This window comes from Janthinobacterium sp., assembly GCF_031995485.1.
GTDB lineage: Bacteria > Pseudomonadota > Gammaproteobacteria > Burkholderiales > Burkholderiaceae_D > Janthinobacterium.
In genome coordinates this window covers 1-18,282 of record NZ_DAMAGB010000018.1, presented here as the reverse complement: position 1 = coordinate 18,282, position 18,282 = coordinate 1, and the positions used below count along the sequence as shown (strand labels likewise).

The 18,282-nt window shown below is 65.3% G+C and carries 13 protein-coding genes and 1 pseudogene; 9 read left to right on the top strand and 5 right to left on the bottom strand.

The window, feature by feature from the left end; translation table 11 throughout:
* The first annotated feature begins 24 nt into the window (after positions 1–24).
* On the top strand, positions 25–2,067 hold the full coding sequence (locus RTQ46_RS12320) for a bifunctional diguanylate cyclase/phosphodiesterase (RefSeq protein ID WP_312436925.1): 2,043 nt from the start codon (positions 25–27) through the stop codon (positions 2,065–2,067).
* A gap of 21 nt (positions 2,068–2,088) precedes the next feature.
* The gene (locus tag RTQ46_RS12315) at positions 2,089–2,436 is read left to right on the top strand and encodes a hypothetical protein (RefSeq protein ID WP_312436923.1); all 348 of its coding nucleotides are present in this window, start codon (positions 2,089–2,091) and stop codon (positions 2,434–2,436) included.
* A 174-nt stretch (positions 2,437–2,610) separates the two neighbouring features.
* Here the strand turns inward: RTQ46_RS12315 and RTQ46_RS12310 are convergent, their stop codons facing one another.
* Entirely contained in the window at positions 2,611–3,576 is a 966-nt protein-coding gene (locus RTQ46_RS12310; protein ID WP_312436922.1) for a YihY/virulence factor BrkB family protein, read from the bottom strand.
* A 194-nt stretch (positions 3,577–3,770) separates the two neighbouring features.
* Between RTQ46_RS12310 and RTQ46_RS12305 the strand changes: the two genes are divergently transcribed.
* Positions 3,771–5,573 carry a YbhB/YbcL family Raf kinase inhibitor-like protein gene (locus tag RTQ46_RS12305; protein ID WP_312436921.1) on the top strand — a complete coding sequence of 601 codons (1,803 nt, stop codon included), beginning with the start codon at positions 3,771–3,773 and terminating at the stop codon, positions 5,571–5,573.
* An 80-nt stretch (positions 5,574–5,653) separates the two neighbouring features.
* Here the strand turns inward: RTQ46_RS12305 and RTQ46_RS12300 are convergent, their stop codons facing one another.
* Positions 5,654–6,622 carry an IS1595 family transposase gene (locus tag RTQ46_RS12300; RefSeq protein WP_312436920.1) on the bottom strand — a complete coding sequence of 323 codons (969 nt, stop codon included), beginning with the start codon at positions 6,620–6,622 and terminating at the stop codon, positions 5,654–5,656.
* 169 nt (positions 6,623–6,791) lie between these two features.
* Here RTQ46_RS12300 and RTQ46_RS12295 point away from each other — a divergent pair, with 169 nt between their 5' ends.
* The gene (locus tag RTQ46_RS12295; protein ID WP_312436919.1) at positions 6,792–7,754 is read left to right on the top strand and encodes an alpha/beta hydrolase; all 963 of its coding nucleotides are present in this window, start codon (positions 6,792–6,794) and stop codon (positions 7,752–7,754) included.
* Between the two features lie 62 nt (positions 7,755–7,816).
* On the opposite strand, the gene RTQ46_RS12290 is transcribed toward RTQ46_RS12295, so the two are convergent.
* The gene (locus RTQ46_RS12290) at positions 7,817–10,111 is read right to left on the bottom strand and encodes an FdhF/YdeP family oxidoreductase (RefSeq protein WP_312436918.1); all 2,295 of its coding nucleotides are present in this window, start codon (positions 10,109–10,111) and stop codon (positions 7,817–7,819) included.
* Positions 10,112–10,226: 115 nt separating this feature from the next.
* On the opposite strand from RTQ46_RS12290, the gene RTQ46_RS12285 reads away from it, so the two are divergent.
* Together RTQ46_RS12285 and RTQ46_RS12280 are read left to right on the top strand one after the other, a co-directional pair.
* Positions 10,227–10,889 carry a response regulator transcription factor gene (locus tag RTQ46_RS12285; protein WP_312436917.1) on the top strand — a complete coding sequence of 221 codons (663 nt, stop codon included), beginning with the start codon at positions 10,227–10,229 and terminating at the stop codon, positions 10,887–10,889.
* Positions 10,886–12,196, top strand: a complete 1,311-nt coding sequence (locus RTQ46_RS12280; protein WP_312436915.1) for an ATP-binding protein — start codon at positions 10,886–10,888, stop codon at positions 12,194–12,196. The genes RTQ46_RS12285 and RTQ46_RS12280 overlap by 4 nt, the downstream gene beginning before the upstream one ends.
* An 18-nt stretch (positions 12,197–12,214) precedes the next feature.
* Here the strand turns inward: RTQ46_RS12280 and RTQ46_RS12275 are convergent, their stop codons facing one another.
* Positions 12,215–13,024, bottom strand: a complete 810-nt coding sequence (locus RTQ46_RS12275; RefSeq protein ID WP_312436913.1) for a helix-turn-helix transcriptional regulator — start codon at positions 13,022–13,024, stop codon at positions 12,215–12,217.
* A 98-nt stretch (positions 13,025–13,122) separates the two neighbouring features.
* Here RTQ46_RS12275 and RTQ46_RS12270 point away from each other — a divergent pair, with 98 nt between their 5' ends.
* Both RTQ46_RS12270 and panB read left to right on the top strand, forming a co-directional pair.
* Positions 13,123–14,055: a DMT family transporter gene (locus tag RTQ46_RS12270; protein ID WP_312436911.1), complete on the top strand. Its 933-nt coding sequence runs from the start codon at positions 13,123–13,125 to the stop codon at positions 14,053–14,055.
* A gap of 10 nt (positions 14,056–14,065) precedes the next feature.
* Positions 14,066–14,884, top strand: a complete 819-nt coding sequence (panB, locus tag RTQ46_RS12265; RefSeq protein WP_312436909.1) for a 3-methyl-2-oxobutanoate hydroxymethyltransferase — start codon at positions 14,066–14,068, stop codon at positions 14,882–14,884.
* 9 nt (positions 14,885–14,893) lie between these two features.
* On the opposite strand, the gene RTQ46_RS12260 is transcribed toward panB, so the two are convergent.
* Positions 14,894–17,143 (bottom strand): putative bifunctional diguanylate cyclase/phosphodiesterase, encoded by a 2,250-nt coding sequence (locus RTQ46_RS12260; RefSeq protein ID WP_312436907.1) that lies wholly within the window; start codon positions 17,141–17,143, stop codon positions 14,894–14,896.
* A 946-nt stretch (positions 17,144–18,089) separates the two neighbouring features.
* Here RTQ46_RS12260 and RTQ46_RS12255 point away from each other — a divergent pair.
* Positions 18,090–18,282, top strand: a pseudogene (locus RTQ46_RS12255) (ShlB/FhaC/HecB family hemolysin secretion/activation protein); the annotation flags it as partial.

Sequence of the window (18,282 nt, the reverse complement as noted above, 5' to 3'; positions counted from 1 at the left end):
GCGTCACCCAGCCTGGAGTTTTCGATGCGCATCGCCTTCGGATATACCGCCCCTTTGCCGTTCGCCAGCCGTGGCCAGCTGCCGCGCCGCGTTGCCGCCATGCTGCGCCTGGGCGTGCAGCGCGTGAAATCGCTGCGCCTGGCCTGGGCCCGCTGGTCCGTGTACGGTGTGCTGCTGCTGGTGATCGCCGCCAGCATCGGCCTGTCGATCGTGATGGAACGCGCCGGCAGCAGTATCCGCAGCAGCGCCGGACCGATGCTGGACCAGAGCCTGCCGCAGCTGCGCCACCTGGGCAATCTCGATGCTTCGCTGCAGCGCTACCAGCAGGCGCTGGACCAACTGTCCGGCACACCGGCGTCGCAGCAGCATTTCCTGGCCTTGCTGCCGTCGCTGCGCGCCGACCTCGAACGCGATTTCCTGGCGCTGCGGTTGGGCATCGGCGCGCAGCCCGACCTGGCGGCGGTCAACGCCCATTACTGGCGCCTGCTGGCGCAGGGCCAGCCGCTGGTGCGCGAGGTGCAGGATGCGGCGCGCAACGGCCAGCTGGCGCGCCTGGCGCTGCTGGTCGAGGCGCAGTACCGCGACGCGGCGCAGCTGCGCGCCAGGGTCTCGCTGCTGCGCGACGAGGTACAGCAGACGATTTATGCGGGCGGCGAAGCGGCCGAGAAAAATGCGCTGGGCATGACGCGGCTGGTGCACCTGTTCGACCTGCTGGCGCTGTTGAGCAGCGGCTTCCTGCTGTACCACGTGCGGGCCCGCTTCCGCGTCGAAGAACAGCTGGCGCACCAGGCTGGCCACGATCCGCTGACGGGCCTGGCGCACCGCCGCTCGTTCGAGGCGCGCCTGCGCAGCCTGCCATCGACGCCGCATGCCGTGGTGCTGGGCACCATCGACCGTTTTACGCGCATCGTCGGCGGCCTCGGTCACAGCTTCGGCGACCAGATGATCGTCGGCCTGCTGGGACGCATCCGCCAGGCCGCCGAATGCAGCGGGGGCGAGGTGTACCGCCTCGACGGCGCCAATTTCGCCATCCTGTACCAGTGGCCGCGCGAAAGCGCCGAATTCGAAGCCGCCCTGTCGGCGCTGCGCGAGGAGGTGGGCGTGCCGTACAGCTGGCAGGGCCATGAGATATTCACCACCCTGAGCCTGGGCGCCGTCAGCTATCCGCTGCATGGCCGCGAGCCGGAAGCGCTGCTGCGCAATGCCGACGCCGCGCTGCAGCTGGCGCGCCGCGCCGGCGGCGATACCGTGGTGCCGTATTGCGAAGAAATCAATGCCCAGGCCGGACAACGCATCGCCACCGAAGCGGCACTGCGCCACGCCGTCGAGCGCGGCGAACTGGAACTGCATTACCAGCCGCAGCAGGCCCTCGCCGATGGCGCGCTGGTCGGCTTCGAGGCGCTGCTGCGCTGGCGCCGCGACGGCCAGCTTGTGCCGCCCGACCAGTTCATTCCCCTGGCCGAAGAGTCGGGCCTGATCGTCGGCATCGGCGACTGGGTGCTGGAAGAGGCCTGCCGCCAGCTGTGCGACTGGGACCGGCAGGGCAGGACGGTGCCTGTCGCCGTCAATATCTCGCCGCGCCAGTTCGCCGCGCCCGGCTTCCTGCCGCACCTGGAAGCGCTGCTGGCTACCAGCGGCATCAAGCCCGAATTGCTGGAACTGGAGATCACCGAAGGGGTAGTGATGGAAGACGCGGAAAGCGCGATCGCGCTGCTGCAGCGCCTGCGCAGCCTGGGCCTGCGCCTGGCGATCGACGACTTCGGCACCGGCTACTCCAGCCTGGCATACCTCTCCCGCTTCCCGATCGACAAGCTCAAGATCGACCAGTCGTTCGTGCGCAATATGGCCACCGTCGGCGAGCAGCGCGCCATCGTGCAGGCCACCATCGGCCTCGGTCACAGCCTGGGCCTGTCGGTGATCGCCGAGGGCGTCGAGACGGAAGCGCAGCGCAGCCTGCTGTGCGGCTGGCAGTGCGACCAGATGCAGGGCTATTACTACAGCCGGCCGTTGCCCGCAGCGGCGGCCACCCGTTTTTTACTGGACAGTCAACAGCAACACGCTGCATAAACCATGAAAGGCACCGATATCATGAACGCACCTGACTCATTGCCACCGTTCGGCATCGACGACGAGAACAACGAAAAGATCGAAGTGGCCCGCATCCGCATCGGCCGGCAGAACCATCAAAGCGCGGTGCTGGGCGCGTTTCGCGAAGCGGACCGGCTGCTGGGATCGTGGGTGCATGGCGCCGGCGACCAGGTCGACATCGACTTCGAGGTGACCTTCAACGACGGCTATGTGTTCAAGGGCCGCTACGAGTTCTGGCGCAAGTCGCGCCGCCGCCCGTCGCTGACGCGCCATGTGTATGAATCGTTCCTGGCGCTGTGGCAGGGCGGCGGCAGCGACATGTCGCGCTATGCGGTCAGCACGGCCTGAGAACCGCTGCTTGGTCTTTCCGGGCGGCGCCGACGTTGATCTCCTTAAGTTAGTGTCATTTTCACCCCAGAAGCAAATTCCGGGGTCGGACCCTCAGGGCCCGACCCCGGCATTTTCGCCGCACGGGTTAACTGCGAAAGATGGCAACTACCAGGCAAACCATGTTGCTAAAGCTTACACTGCACCGCGCGGCGGCATGGCGGCAGCGCTTGCCCTGCGGCTGCCCAAGGTCATCGCATATTCATGGGTAAACAGGGCGCCGAAAAAGAAGATCTGCGCCGAGTAATAGATCCACGTGATCAGCGCCACGATGGAGCCGGCCGCGCCGTACGAGGTGCTGAAGTCGCCATGGCCCAGGTACAGGCCGATCAGCACCTTGCCGCCCATGAACAGGATCGCTGTCAAAATGGCGCCGACGATCACGTCGCCCCAGGCGATCGGCGTGGCCGGCAGGTATTTGTAGATGAAGGCAAAGATGATGGTGACGATCAGCATCGACAGGCCCGCAAACGCATACTGCAGCAGCTTGCCGGGATCGGTCGGATCGACCCAGCTGCCCTGCATCGCGGCCAGGCCCGCGTTGACGGCCAGGGTCATCATCAGCATCAGCGCCAGCACCAGCAACAGGCCGAACGACAGGATGCGCTCCTTGAGGAACAGCAGCAGGCCCGAGCCTTCCGACGGCGGGATCTGCCACAGCTCGTCCAGGCTTTCCTTCAGTTCCGCAAATGCGCTGGTGGCCGTGACCAGCACGATCACGCCGGAGATAATGCTGGCGGCCACCCCTTCGTCGGCGCGCTTGGCGCCAGAAATGATGGCTTTGAGCGCGTCGCCGCCTTGCGCGCCCGTCAGGCCGCCCAGTTCCGTCAGCAGGGCGGTGCGCACTGCTTCCTCGTCAAAGAAGATGCTGGCCAGCGCGACCACCAGAATCAGCATCGGCGCCAGCGAAAACAGCACGTACAGCGTGAGCGCCGCCCCCTTGCTCGACGCGCGGCGATTCAGCCAGGCTTCGGCGGCGGCGCGCGCCATCTGCACCAGCGCATACAGATAGGACGACCAGCCGCCCTGTTTGACGCGGCTGGCAATGGTGGCCCGGCGTTCGGCCAAGGCGTCATGCTGTTGGGGAGTGGTAGTGTCCAAGAAGTAATTCCTATAGCAAGTCGTCAAGGTGGATCGTGATGCCACGTTGCGCTTTTCACACGCTTTCTTCCGTGCGCGCACGCACGCAAGGGGCAAGATGAAGCAGCCGCGATGGCGACAGGCGCTCGGTTAGGTGCCGTACAGAGCAGGACAGGGCGCGGCCCGACACTTGCAGTTCACACAAGAGGCCCACCATGCGAACTCATTTTCTCCTTGCCATGCCCGCCATCCTTGGCGCCATCGCCCTGTTGCCCCACACTGCCCGCGCCCAGCAGGGTGACGGCACCCATGTCGGCATTGCCGCCGCCATCGTCAAGCCCGACAAGGTCGAAGCGACGCCGGAACGCATGGCCGGCATCAAGGCGCCGCCCGGCTTTGCCGTCTCGGTGTTCGCCTCGGGCCTGAAAAATATCCGCATTATCGCGGTGGCGCCGGACGGCACGATTTATGTCAGCCGGCGCGACCAGGGCGATGTATTGATGATGCGGGACGCCAACGGCGATGGCCGGCCTGATGCCGCGCCCGTCACCGTGGCCAGCCGCGCCGGCGCGCATGGCCTGGCGATCCGGGACGGCAAGTTGTACCTGGCCACTGTCAAGGAAGTGTTCGTGGCCGATATCCTGCCGGACGGGCGCCTGTCGCCGTTAAAGCTGATCATCGGCGACCTGCCGGACGCGGGCCAGCACCCGAACCGCACGCTGGCCTTCGGCCCGGACGGCATGCTGTACATCAGCGCCGGCTCGACCTGCAATGTCTGCAATGAAAGCAATCCGGAAAACGCCACCTTGCTGCGCGCATCGCCCGACGGCAAGCAGCGCAGCATCTTTGCCTCGGGCCTGCGCAATACCATCGGCTTCGACTGGCAGCCGCGCACGGGCGAGCTGTGGGGCATGGACCATGGCATCGATTTCCTCGGCGACGACGAGCAGCAGGAGGAACTGAACAAGCTCGAACTGGGCAAGCAGTATGGCTGGCCGCACGTGTACGGTGCCGGCGGCATCTACCCGCAAAGCACGCCCGTGGGCGATATCAGCAAGGAGGAGTGGAAGGCGCGCAGCACGCCAATGGTGCTCGGCTACACGGCCCATGCGGCGCCGATGCAATTGCTGTTCTACCGCGGCGAGAATTTTCCGGCCGAATACCAGGGCGACGCGTTTGTCACCATGCGCGGCTCGTGGAACCGCAGTACGCCGTCCGGCTATGAAATCGTGCGCGTGCGCTTTGCCGACGGCCAGGCAAAAGCGATCGAACCGTTTGTCGGCAGTTTCCTGGCGGACGGCGGCAAGACCCATATCGCGCGCCCCGTGGGCCTGGCGATGGCCAAAGACGGTTCGCTGCTGATGGCGGACGACGCCAACGGCGTGCTGTACCGGATTGCCTACACCGGCAACGCGGCGCGCGGCGCCATGCTGCCGCCACCACCCGCCGGGCCGATGCAGCAGCAGGCGGCGCAGGGCACGAACGTGCCGCTGGCGCTGGCGCGTCCCGAAACGGCGCAGACAGCGGGCGGCGGCAGGCTGGCAGTCGGCAGCAGCGCGTTTGCCGGCAATGCCATGCTGGCCGCCAGATACAGCGAATACGCGGACGGCGTGTCGCCGCCGCTGGCCTGGACGGCGGTACAGGGTGCGAAATCCTACGCCATTATCATGGAAGACCCGGACGCGCCGCAAAAGCCGTTCGTGCACTGGCTGGCGTGGAATATTCCGGCCAGCGTCACCAGCCTGCCCGAAGGCCTGCAGGAGCAGCCGCGCCTGACCGAACCCGAAGGCGTGCTGCAGGGGCGCACCACGCGCGGCTCGATCGGCTACTATGGCCCGCGCCCGCCCGTGGGCGACATGGCCCACCATTACCACTTCCAGGTGTTTGCGCTCGACACGGTGCTGTCGCTGCCGTTCGGTTCCGACCGCGACCAGCTGCTCAAGGCGATGCAGGGCCATGTGCTGGGCAAGGGTGAGCTGATGGGCAGATATAAACAGGTACAGCCGCCGCTCAAATAAATTTTTTGCACCGCGTCTCCTGGTTCGGCTACACCGGACCATTGGCCGCCACGGCAGAATGGCCGTGGCGGTTTTTTTGGCTATGTCACCGTCATATGGGGGAAATCACCTAACGTGGCTTTAAGCAAGCTTTCCGGCGAGAGGATGCGTCTGGCGTCGAGTATCCATCTCCATCCGAGATAGTTGGGCAAATACCGTGTCGCCACGCCATGAAACGCACTGAGCCAACTTCGGAAACGGCTGCGATAGGCATTCACGTTCTGCACATGCACCGTGCCACGCACACGAATACTCGCCCGCAAGTTGACCGCTTCATGCATGATGCCAAGCTCCCTGGCAAACACCGGATACGCAGGATGACCATCCGTCACCAGCAAAATATCGCGGTCTATCACGGGCGGCAGGCAAGCGTGTAATCTGGCTTTGGTCAGTTGCCCCAGACCGGTCACAAAATCGACAGTTTGTCCCGTGCTGTCGCGCGCCAGCAGCACACAAACCTGTTCGTTGGAAATACCCCGCTGGCGGGCACGGCCAGCTCTTCGGCGCGCCGGCCGCGTCAGGTGCCGCGATCCCTTCTGCGATTCGAGCATATACATTTCATCAGCCTCGGCAATGCCGTGCAGGCAGCGTGGCCGGTCGCTTTTTGCCAGCGCCAGGAAGCGATGGCGCCAGCGAAAGCTGGTATTGCGGTGGATATTCAGATGCTCGGCTGCCTTGCGTATGGAAAAGGAACCGAGCAGGCAATCCGCATAGGCCAGCCAGCGTGCTTTATAGCGCAGATGTGCCAGTGGCGTGCCGCTCAGGGCATTGAAGGTTCTGCCGCATGGTACGCAGCGATAACGTTGCAAACCATGTTCATGGCCATGGCGGTAAAAGTGAAAGGAATTGCAGGCTGGGCAATGTAGTTGCGCCTGCGCCGCCTGCTCGATCAGGCAGATGACCGTCTCTTGCTGCGCGCCGTTGCGCAGCAGATCGGCACTGGCTTTACGCTGGCGATGGGACAACTGAGCGAACTGGGCGATAAAGGCTTGCCATTGGTCTGATTGCATGATCTGGCCCCGTGGGGAGATGTCTCATCAGTTAGACCACAGCCGTTCAAAAGCATTCCCACGTTTATCGTTAACATAGCCCATAGCCGTTTTTTTGGTGTCAACTGGCGCACAGACGCTGCGGCCCATACTTGATACAGTGTCGTTTCACCGACCACCAGGACACCGCATGCCCGCTGCCACTTTGACTTTCGATGACGCCACGCTGGCACAGGCGCGCCGTTTCAACCGCCAGCTGGACCGGGCGCCGCGTTTTCGCATCCGCAACCGCCTCATTCCCGTGCTGATCCAGTCCCTGCTGCACCTGTCGCAGCTGACGGGTGCGCGCAAGCTGGCGCGCGCAGGCATCCGCGTCGAACGGCGCGTGGTGCACAATGACGGCGTAAACGTGCCGGTGCGTATCCTGCGCGGCCTGCGTCCGGCGCGCGCCGTGGTGCTCGACTTTCACGGCGGCGGCTGGGTGATCGGCAATGCGCAGATGAACGATGAGCTGAACCTGGCTACCATCGCGGCGTGCGATGTGGCGGTGGTCTCGGTCGACTACCGGCTGGCGCCAGGCGCTACGCTGCAGCAGATGCTGGACGATTGCCTGGCGGCGGCGCGCTGGCTGCTGGAAACCCAGTTTGCGGGCCTGCCCGTGTTCGTGGTGGGCGAGTCGGCCGGCGGCCACCTGGCTGCCGCCACCTTGCTGCGGTTAAAAGAGTGGCCCGATCTGCTGGCGCGCGTCCGGGGCACGGTGCTGTACTACGGCGTATATGACCTGGCCGGCACGCCCAGCGTGCATGCTGCAGGCGCCGATACGCTGGTGCTGCATGGCCCCAGCATGGCCACGTCGATGTGCCTGCTGACGCCTGGTCTCGGTGAGGCGCAGCGGCGGCAAGCGCCGATTTCTCCGCTGTATGGCGACCTGGCCGGCATGCCGCCGGCATTGATGATCGCCGGCGAACGCGACCCGCTGCGCGACGATACCACGCTGATGGCGCAGCGCTGGCGCGAAGTGGCGCCGGTGGAAACGCACCTGGTGCCGGAGGCGCCGCATGGCTTCATTCGGTTCCCCATCGGGATGGCGAAGCAGGTGCAGGCAAGGGCGCACGGGTGGATCAGGGAGCGGATGGAAGGGACAGGGCGTTAGCGTTATTTGAACCCGGAAGCAAAGAGCCGGGGTCGGCCCTTCGCCGTTGGGTGAAATAAAAATCAAGCCTGCGCGCTCAGCTTCACCGCAATCGATTTCCCCGCCGGCACCATGCTTTCCTTGGCATGGTGCGCCAGCGGCAGCAGCGGATTGCACTCGGGGTAGTAGCCGCCGATGCAGCCTGGCGGCACATCGTAGGCCACCAGCCGCAGGCCGCGCACGCAGCGCTCAATGCCGTCCGGGGCCACGCCGTGCACGTCGACCAGCTGTCCTTCCGCGAACCCCAGGCGGATGATGTCGATGGCGTTTACCAGCAGCACGCGCCGCCCGCCATAGATGCCGCGGAAACGGTCATCCTCGTTGTAGATGGTGGTATTGAACTGGCTGTCGCTGCGGATGGTAAACATGCGCAGCACGTCGCCCGCCGGCTGCGCCTGGTCCGGGTCTTCCAGCAGGGTCTCGGGCGTGATGAAGTTGGCCAGGCCGTTCGGTGTTTTCCACACGCGCTGCGAAGCGGGTACCGGGCGGCGAAAACCGCCGGGCTGCCACATGCGGGCATTGAAGTCGTGGAAAATCTCGGGATAGGTCTCGGCGATCGCGTTGCGTACTTCGGCGTAGTCGGATACCCAGGTGTCCCACGGCGCCAGCGCAAACCGTTCGGGCGGCAGCATGGCGCGCGCCAGGGCGGCCACGATGGCCGGCTCCGAGCGCAGCGTGCCGGCGGCCGGTTCGGCGCGGCCGCGCGAGCCGTGCATGCAGCCGGTGCTGTCCTCGACTGACACGGCCTGCTCGCCGCTGGCCTGGCGGTCGATCTCGATGCGGCCCAGGCAGGGCAGCAGGTACGTGACGGCTCCCGGCACCAGATGGCTGCGATTGAGCTTGGTGGCGATCTGCACCGACAGGCGCAGCCTGTTCCAGGCCGGTTCCAGCACGTCGGTGTCGGGCGCGGCGCGCAGGAAATTGCCGCCCAGGCTGATAAATGCTTGCACCGAACCATCGAGCATGCCTTCGCAGGCGGTCACGGTGTTCAAGCCCTTGTCGCGCGGCGGCTCGAAGCCATATTGTTTTTTCAGCTGGTCGAGCGGCGCCAGTTCCGGCTTTTCCGTGATGCCGACCGTGCGCTGGCCCTGCACGTTGGAGTGGCCGCGCACCGGGCAGATGCCGGCGCCCGGCTTGCCGATATTGCCACGCAACAACAGGAAGTTCGACAGCATCTGCACGTTCTGCACGCCGTGGCGGTGCTGGGTCAGGCCCATGCCAAAGATGCCGATCACGCGTTCGGCCCTGGCATAGGTTTCGGCCGCTGTTTCCAGGTCGGCGCGCGCCAGGCCCGATTCGCGTTCGATATCGCGCCACGAGGTGGCGCGCGCGGCATTGGCAAAGTCGCCGAAGCCCGAAGCATGTTCGGCCAGGAAGGCGGCATCGAGCACGCGCGGCGCCCCCGATGTCAGCGCCGCATCGTCGGCCGCGATCACCGCCTTGCACAGGCCCATCAGGGCCGCGCTGTCGCCGCCCGCTTTCACCTGCAGGTACTGGGTGGTGATCTGCGTTTCGGCAGGGGTCAGCATATCGGCTGGCGACTGCGGATTGGCAAAGTGCAGCAGGCCGGTCTCGCGCAGCGGATTGAAGGTGATCACCGGCACGCCACGCTTGCGCGCTTCCTGCAGCTGGTGCAGCATGCGCGGGCTGTTGGTGCCCACATTCTGGCCGAAGAAGAAGATGCAGTCGGTTTCCTCGAAGTCGTCCAGCACCACCGTGCCGATCGGCACGCCGATGGTCTTGGGTAGCGCCACCGAGGTGCTTTCATGGCACATGTTCGAGCTGTCGGGCAGGTTGTTGTTGCCGTACATGCGCGCGGCCAGCTGGTACATATATGACGTTTCCAGCGAGGCGCGCCCGGAGCTGTAGAACACCACGCTTTTCGGATCCATGGGGCGCAGTTGCGCGCCGATCTCGGCGAACGCCGCTTCCCAGCTGGTTTCCTCGTAACAGTCGCTGGCCGGGTTCCAGCGCATCGGCACGGTCAGCCTTCCCACGCTTTCCAGCTCGTGGTCGCTCCAGGTGCGCAGTTCGGCCAGCGTGTGCCGTTTGAAAAAGTCGCTGCCGATTTTCTTGCTGGTGATTTCCCAGGCGGTGGCCTTGGCGCCGCTTTCGCAGAATTCGAACGGGTGCGGATTGGCCGGCTTGGCCCAGGCGCAGCCGACGCAGGCATAGCCATCGGTCTTATTCTGGTGCAACATCAGGCTGCCGCCCTTGAACAGCACGCCTTCGGTCAGCAGCGCCGCGCCCACCTCCTTGACGGACCCCCAGCCGCCGGCAGGGTGAGGATAGGGATCGGGATGGCTCGCTTGCGTCATGGTGGCTCCAGGTTGACTATGGTATTGATTGCAAGGTACGTGCGATTGCGGCAGGGCTCTGTGCTGCGTTTCACCTTCGGGGTAAGATGGCGTATTGGCCAAGAGGAGTATGTGCGTGCGATTGCTGCTGGTGGAAGACGATCCGATGATCGGCGAGAGCCTGGTCGATGGCCTGCGTGGCGAAAGCTATGCGGTGGACTGGGTGCGCGACGGGCGCGAGGCGCAGCTGGCGCTGGATGGCTTTGCCTACGACCTGATGCTGCTCGACCTGGGCCTGCCCGGCATGCAGGGCATGGACGTGCTGCGTGCGGTGCGCAAGCGCGGGGCCGAGCTGCCGGTGCTGATCATCACGGCGCGCGACGGCACGCCGGCCCGCGTCGAAGGGCTGGACGCGGGCGCCGACGACTACCTGGTCAAACCGTTCGACCTCGACGAACTGCTGGCCCGCCTGCGCGCCTTGCTGCGCCGGCGCAGCGGCCATACGCGCTCGCTGATCGAACACGGCGGCCTGGTGCTGGACCTGGCCAGCCATGAAGCGACGTTCGAGGGCGTGCCCGTCAAGCTGGCGCGGCGCGAGTTTTCCGTGCTGCGCGCCTTGCTCGACAGTCCGGGCAAGGTGATCACCAAGAGCCAGTTCGAGGAAAAACTGTACGGCTGGGACAGCGAAGTGGAAAGCAATACCGTCGACGTGTATATCTACCAGCTGCGCAAGAAGTTCGGCGCCGACTTTATCCAGACCGTGCGCGGCGTCGGCTACAAGATCCGGGTGGCGCCATGACCAGCATCCGCCAGCGCCTGCTGCTGGGCCTGTTGGGTGCGACCCTGCTGTGCGTGCTGGGCGCGGGCGCCTCGCTGTACTTCTCGCTGCTGGAAGAGACCAATGAAATCGGCGACCTGCAGCTGCGCCAGCTGGCCGTCGCCGTGCCGAACGAATTCGCGCCCGATACGGCCGACGCTACGCCGCAGGACCCGGAAGAAGCCTATGTGCTGCAATCCTGGGACGCCGCAGGCGCCCTGGTGTATGCGGCCAGCGGCAAGCCGCAGCTGCCGCGCTACCTGCTCGATGGCTATACCCGGATCAAGGTCAACGGCACGCGCTGGCGTATCTACGGCGTGACGCGGCGCGGCCGCTATGTGCAGGTGGCGCAGACCATGACCGTGCGGCGCCATCTGGCTGCCAGCATGGCCTGGCGCGCCGGTTCGCCCCTGCTGGTGTTTGCCGTGCTGCTGGCGCTGATGATGGTGGCGGTGGTGGCGCGCGCCTTGAAACCGCTGGACCGGCTGGCCGACAGCGTGGCCGGGCGCTCGCCCGACGCGCTCACGCCCTTGCCAACGCAGGAAATGCCACCGGAACTGCGGCCCGTGGTGCTGGCCCTGAATGGCCTGATGCAGAAATTCGACGAGGCGATCACGGCGCAGCGCACCTTTGTCGCCGACGCCGCCCACGAACTGCGCTCGCCGCTGACGGCCCTGAAACTGCAGCTGCAGGTGGCCGAGCGCGCCACCAGCGACGCTGCGCGCAGCGCGGCGCTGCGCAAACTGCACGACCGGCTCGATCGCAGCACCCACCTGGTGCGCCAGCTGTTGAGCTTGGCCCGCCACGAAGCGGCGCTGGCGCCCGCCAGGCTGCAGACGGTGGATCTGGGCCAGCTGCTGGCCGGCGCCGTGGCCGACCATGGCGCGCTGGCCGACAGCCGCGAGATCGACCTGGGCGTGGTAGCGCCGGCACAAGTGCTGGTCCAGGGCGATCCGGACGGCCTGCAGGTGTTGCTCAATAACCTGGTCGACAATGCGCTGCGCTACACGCAGGCCGGCGGCACGGTCGACCTGCAGGCGGCGCAGCAGGACGGGCGCGCGCTGCTGCGCGTGCGCGACAACGGCCCCGGCGTGCCGGAACAGCACCGCGTGCGCCTGTTTGACCGCTTCTACCGCCCGGACGGCAACGACGCCTGGGGCTGCGGCCTGGGCCTGTCCATCGTGCGCAATATCGCCGACCACCACCGGGCCGAGATCGAACTGGCCGAAAGCGGGGAAGGGCGGGGACTGTGCGTGACGGTGCGATTTGCGCCGGTCACTGCCACCTGAGCTGTTGTTTCTGATCGGTCAGCCGTGGCGCCGGCAGGCGTCCGGCGTGCTGCCCGTCACGCGGCGGAACATGGCGATGAAGGCCGAGGCGCTGGCGTAGCCGAGGTCAAACGCAATGGTCTCGACCGTCTTTCCCTGTTCCAGCATGGCCATGGCGGCCAGCACGCGCAGGCGCTGGCGCCACTGGGCAAAGCTCATGCCCAGTTCATCCTGGCAGCGCCGCGTGATAGTGCGCTCGGTGCTGTTGCACGCCTGCGCCAGTTCGGCCAGCGTGCGCGTGTCGCCGGGTGCGCTTTCCAGCATCCGCAGCAACCTGGCCAGCAGCGGGTCGCCGGAGGTCGGCAGATAGCTGCCGACGCGGCTGGCGCGCGACAACTGGTCGACCAGCACCTGCAGCAGCCGCTCTTCGTTGGCTTCCTGCGGCAGCGAAGGCGGATGCTGGTGCAGGTGCTCGTGCATGGCGCGCACGAAGGGCGTGACGGCCAGCGCGCACGGTTCGTCCGGCAGTGGCGCGCACAGGCTTTCGCTGACATATAGCGAACTGTGCCAGGCTGCCTGCCGGTTCTGGCCCGTGTGCGGCACATGCGGCGGCAGCCAGATGCCGTATTGCGGCGGCACCAGGTAATGGCGGCCGTCGACCAGCACTTCCACCACGCCGCTCAGCGCATGCACGAATTCGCCCCACGGGTGGCTATGGCTCGGGTAGATGGCCGCCGGCGGCATCTGCGCGCTGCGAAAGCAGATGGCGGCCGGGAGCGCGCTGCTGAAGGGCGCGCGCAAGGTATGCCGGGGGACGGCAGCGATGGCGGTGATGGCAGGGTTGGACATATTGGCCTTCTGGCGCTAGCGGCTGGCGGGTTCTCACTATATCAAGAAAAGCCGCACGCTTCATAATCGCTGCTCTGTCATGTTTTTGAAGGAGTGCCGTGGAAACGCGCAAGGCAATCGATGGCAAGGCCGCCATCGTCATGGCGCTGCTGTGCCTGGTGTGGAGCCTGCAGCAGATAGGCATCAAGGCGACCGCGCACGATATCTCGCCGGTGCTGCAGATTGCGCTGCGCTCCGGCGTGGCCGCCGTGCTGGTGGCGCTGCTGATGCTGTTCAGGCGCGAAAAGCCGGTCGAGCTGGCCGCTTCCTGGCGGCCCGGCCTGCTGGCGGGCGCGCTGTTTGCGCTCGAATATGTGCTGCTGGGCGCGGGCCTGCTGCATACCAGCGCCGCGCATGCGGTGGTGTTCCTGTACACGGGGCCGCTGTTCGTGGCGCTGGGGCTGCATCTGAAACTGCCGGCCGAGCGCCTGGCACCGCTGCAATGGCTGGGCGTGGCGCTGGCCTTTGGCGGCATCGCCGTGGCGTTCGCGCTCGACACGCGGCCGGGCGGCACCGCCGGCATCCACGGCTTGGCTGGAGATTTGCTGTGCCTGGCCGCCGGCGCCGCCTGGGGTGCGACCACGGTGGTGGTGCGCTGCTCCAGCCTGTCGCGCCTGCCCGCCACGCAGGTAGTGCTGTATCAGCTCGGTACCGCCAGCGTGCTGTTGCTGCTGTCCGCCGTCGCGATGGGGCAGACAGTTTTCATTGCCACGCCGGTGGCGGTCGGCAACCTGCTATTCCAGGCGCTGATCGTCTCGTTTGCCAGCCTGCTGGCCTGGTTCCACCTGCTGCGCCAATACCTGGCGTCGCGCCTGGGCGTGTTTTCGTTCCTGACGCCGCTGTTCGGCGTGCTGCTGGGCGCCGCTCTGCTGGACGAACATATCACCGGCAGCTTCGTGCTCGGTGCGGCGCTGGTGCTGGCCGGCATCGTGCTGGTCAGCGGGCATGGCTGGATCAGCGCGGCATGGGCCGCCAGAAAAACCATTAACTGAAGGGAACAGCATGTCCACTTATCCGCACGATGCAGCACGCAAGGCCATCACCGCCCCGGGTTTGCTGGCCTTGCGCCAGGCCGGCCAGAAGATTGCCGCGCTGACCTGCTACGACGCCAGCTTTGCCACGCTGATGGACCGGCGCGGCGTCGAGCTGTTGCTGGTCGGCGATTCGCTGGGCAATGTGGTGCAGGGCAAGGGCACCACCTTGCCAGTGACGCTCGCCGATATCGCCTGGCACACGGCCTGCGTGGCGCGCGGCAACAGCACCGCCTTGCTGGCCGCCGACATGCCGTTCGGCAGCTATGGCACGCCACAGGCCGCCTTTGAGCACGCCGTGATCCTGATGCAGGCCGGCGCGCAGATGGTCAAGCTGGAAGGCGGCGCCTGGCTGGCCGGTACCGTGCGCTTCCTGGCCGAGCGCGGCATTCCCGTGTTTGCCCATCTGGGACTGACGCCGCAATCGGTGCACCAGCTGGGCGGCTTCAAGGTGCAGGGCAGGACGGCGGAGGGCGCGGCGCAGCTGAAAAGCGATGCGCTGGCGCTGCAGGACGCGGGCGCGTCATTGCTGCTGCTCGAAGCGATTCCGGCGCCGCTGGGCGCGGAAGTAACCGCGATGCTGGAGATTCCCACCATCGGCATCGGCGCCGGTCCCGGCTGCTCCGGGCAGATCCTGGTCATGCACGACATGCTCGATGTGTTTCCTGGCAAAAAGGCGCGTTTCGTGCGCAATTTTCTGCAGGGACAGGCCAGCATCGGCGACGCCTTTGGCGCCTATGTGCAGGCGGTCAAAAGCGGAACATTTCCCGCGTCCGAACACTGCTTCTGATGCCAGGGATCAACTGATGCTGTGCGCCATTGCCATCGTCTCGGCCAGCGCCGGCGCCGCCATCGGCCGGGCAATATGGTAGCCCTGCAGATAGTGGCAGCCCATCTCCTGCAAAATGGCCGCCTGCTGCGCCGTTTCCACGCCTTCGGCCACCACTTCCATGCCCAGGCTGGCCCCCATGGCGACGATGGCGGCGGCCAGGTTGCGGCCGCGTTCGTTGTGCTCGATCTGCAGCACGAACGAGCGGTCGATCTTCAGGGTGTCGAGCCGGAAGCGGGCCAGGTAGGCCAGCGAGGAGTAGCCGGTGCCGAAGTCGTCCAGCGACAGGCTCACGCCCAGCGATTTCAAGCGCGACAGCGCCACTTGCACTTTGTCGGTATCGTCGAGCAGCACGCGCTCGGTCAGCTCCACTTCCAGCTGGCGCGCCGGCAGGCCGTGTTCATGGAGCGCGCGCCGCACCTGGTCGGCGAAACCGGGGTCGAGCAGCTGGCGCGCCGACACATTGATGCTGACCACCAGTTCGCGCATGGCGCCTTGCCACTGCGCCAGCTGGCGGCAGGCCGCGTGCAGCACCCAGCTGCCCAGCTCGACGATCAGTTCGCTGTCCTCCGCCACCGGGATAAAACGGTCCGGCGGCACCATGCCCAGCTGAGCGCTGCGCCAGCGCAGCAGCGCCTCGACCTTGCGCAGCTGCCCGCCATCGGCCGTGACGATGGGCTGGTACACCAGTTGCAGTTCGTTCCTGGCGATCGCCAGGCGCAGCGCGCCGTCGATGGTCAGCGCTTCCCGCGCATGCGCCGTCATGGCGTCGTCGAACAGGCGCAAATGGCCGCGGCCCGCTTTCTTGGCCTCGTACATGGCGATATCGGCATTGCGTATCAGCGCGTCGGCGCTGGCGCCGTGCTGCGGATAGCAGGCCACGCCGATGCTGGCCGACACGGCAGTCGTCTGCAGCGGCAGCTCGAATGGCGCGGCCAGCGCTTCGATGATGCGCTGGCCATCGATGCGCGCCCTGGCCGCGCCTGCGCCGGGCAGCACGATAATGAACTCATCGCCGCCAAAGCGCGCCAATACCGCCTGCGCCGATAGCAGCGCCTGCAAGCGCTGGGCGAACTGGCACAGCAGCTGGTCACCCGTTTCATGGCCGAAGGTGTCGTTGATGCGCTTGAAACGGTCGAGGTCGATGAAGAACACGGCGCATTCGCCGTGCGCCGCCGCAGCCCGGCTCACGCAGCGCGCCAGCTCCTGCAGCAGCCCGTGCCGGTTCAGCAAGCCCGTCACCGGATCGTGGTGGGCGGCGCGATATAGCAGCGCGTCCTTTTTTTGCCGCTCGCTGATGTCGAACAGCTGCACCATGCAATAGAGCTGGCTGCTTTCCACATACGGCGACGCGATCATTTCCAGCGGCACCGTGCTGCCATTGCCCAGTTCCACGCTGGCCGTTTCGATAAACGGATAGTGGCCGCTGGCCGCTTCGAAACGGGCAAAGTAATCGGCCACGTCCTGGCGCGTGGCGCGCAGCAGGTGATCGGCCACATGTGTGCCGATCAGGTCGCCGGCGCGCGCATGGCCAAGCAGGTTGGCGCAGCGTTCATTGGCGACCTGGATATAGCCCTTGCGGTCCTGGATCAGGAAGCCGCTGCTGAGGCTGTCGATGGTGTGCACATAGCGGTGGCGGATTTTCTCCTGCACCGCATAAATCAGGCACAGCATGGAGATGGTCTTGATGGCGATCGAATACACAAACCAGTAGCCGTAGTCGGGCGGCAGCCAGTCCTGGGAATTGAGCAGATTGAACGCTCCCCGCACCACCAGCGCCATGCCGAGGAAGCGGTAGCGGTTGCGATGCAGGCTCAGGCGGAACCCCGACCACAGCAGGGCCGTGCCCAGCACGTAGGCCGTCACGATTTCCACGCATTGCTGATCGCCGTTCCACAGCGCATACAAAGCCGGGATGGCCAGGCAGCAGACCAGGGCGACGGGCCGCAGATGGCGCCGGCGCAGCAGGCCGAGAAAATATTCGGTGCCGGCCACGAAGCCGGCCACCGCAGCGCATAGCGTGACTGCCGGGAACAAATAGTGGGCCGCCGATTGCGTGCCGAGGTACCAGCCGGCCGTGCCGGCGGTCAGCGCCAGCTGCCCGCCCGCCCACAGCAGCGCATGCCATTCGCTGCGCTGGCGCAGCCAGAGAAACGCCAGCATGGCGATCAGGATGGCGTCTGCCGCAAGCGAGAACAGGATATAAGTGTGTGGTTGCATGCGCGTCGGGATAATCGCTCGGGCGGATATGCCAGGCAGGCGGATGGATGTTAATCCAGAATAAACTATTTTACTCTGAGCAACATATCTTCGGATAGGGGCGCGTGCCGGATCGTGCTTACTATGTGCATGCACGAACCCATGCCGCGCGAAGCACCCGGAATCAGGACCAGCTTGCCTTGCGCGCCATTGCGCAGCAGCAGTTCGCGCTGATGGACCCTTGCCACCGCCTGCATGATCGAAATCCAGGGCCCAGTCCGCCGACAGTGCACGACAACGGCACCCAGCCGAATGGCCAGGGCGCCGAGCCGCGTTATCTGGCCGCGCGCCGCTGCGGCACCCGGCTCGGAAAGTGAATTGATGTTCTATTTGAAACAATGTAAAATTTTTTCATGGCAAGATTTTTGTTTCATATAAAAACATTCCGCGTGTATAAAAAATAACACTGTTTCAACAAAATATTATTGCCGCAGCGACTGTTAGATAATGCCAAAATGGCGCATTTTATTTTCCGTATTTTGCTCTTGTTGCAGCTTAGCAACAGCCTTTTTTGCACGTGAACTGTTTTCTACCGCATGTTGGCAGCGTTCACGGGCATCAAGGCGACCCATGCCGGCCAAGTGGGGCATCGGGTGAATAAGTGATAGTTTTTCGCTGTAAGGCCACGATAGAATATTCAATGTTGCAAATGAGAATCTGATTTCTCATGATCAAATAAATTTAACATTGATATCTGTATGGCCATTGTTGTTCTCCAATTGTCAGCGCGTGTCCATGGGCTGTGGCTGCGTCAGTCGACGCCGCTGCCGCGCCGCGCCGCTGCATTGCCTTGCAGTACAACTGGCAACAATCCTCCCGAATCTCCTGCTGTAATAATGCTGCCTCTGCTGGCCAGCGCGCGTGCCCGCACGCGCCTGTCGCTGGCGTGCGCGTGGAAAAGATGATCTTGAACGCTAAACTACTTCCCCTGACTTTATTGTTGCTGATCCAGAACGCGTACGCCGTCGACCCGCCGAGCGCCGGCAGCCAGTTGCAGCAGATTCCCGTCGCGCCGCAGCTGCCGAAAGCGGCGCCGGCGATCCGGGTGCAGCAGGGCAATGTGCCGGCCGCTGCCGTCGGCGACAGCACCCGCATCAAGG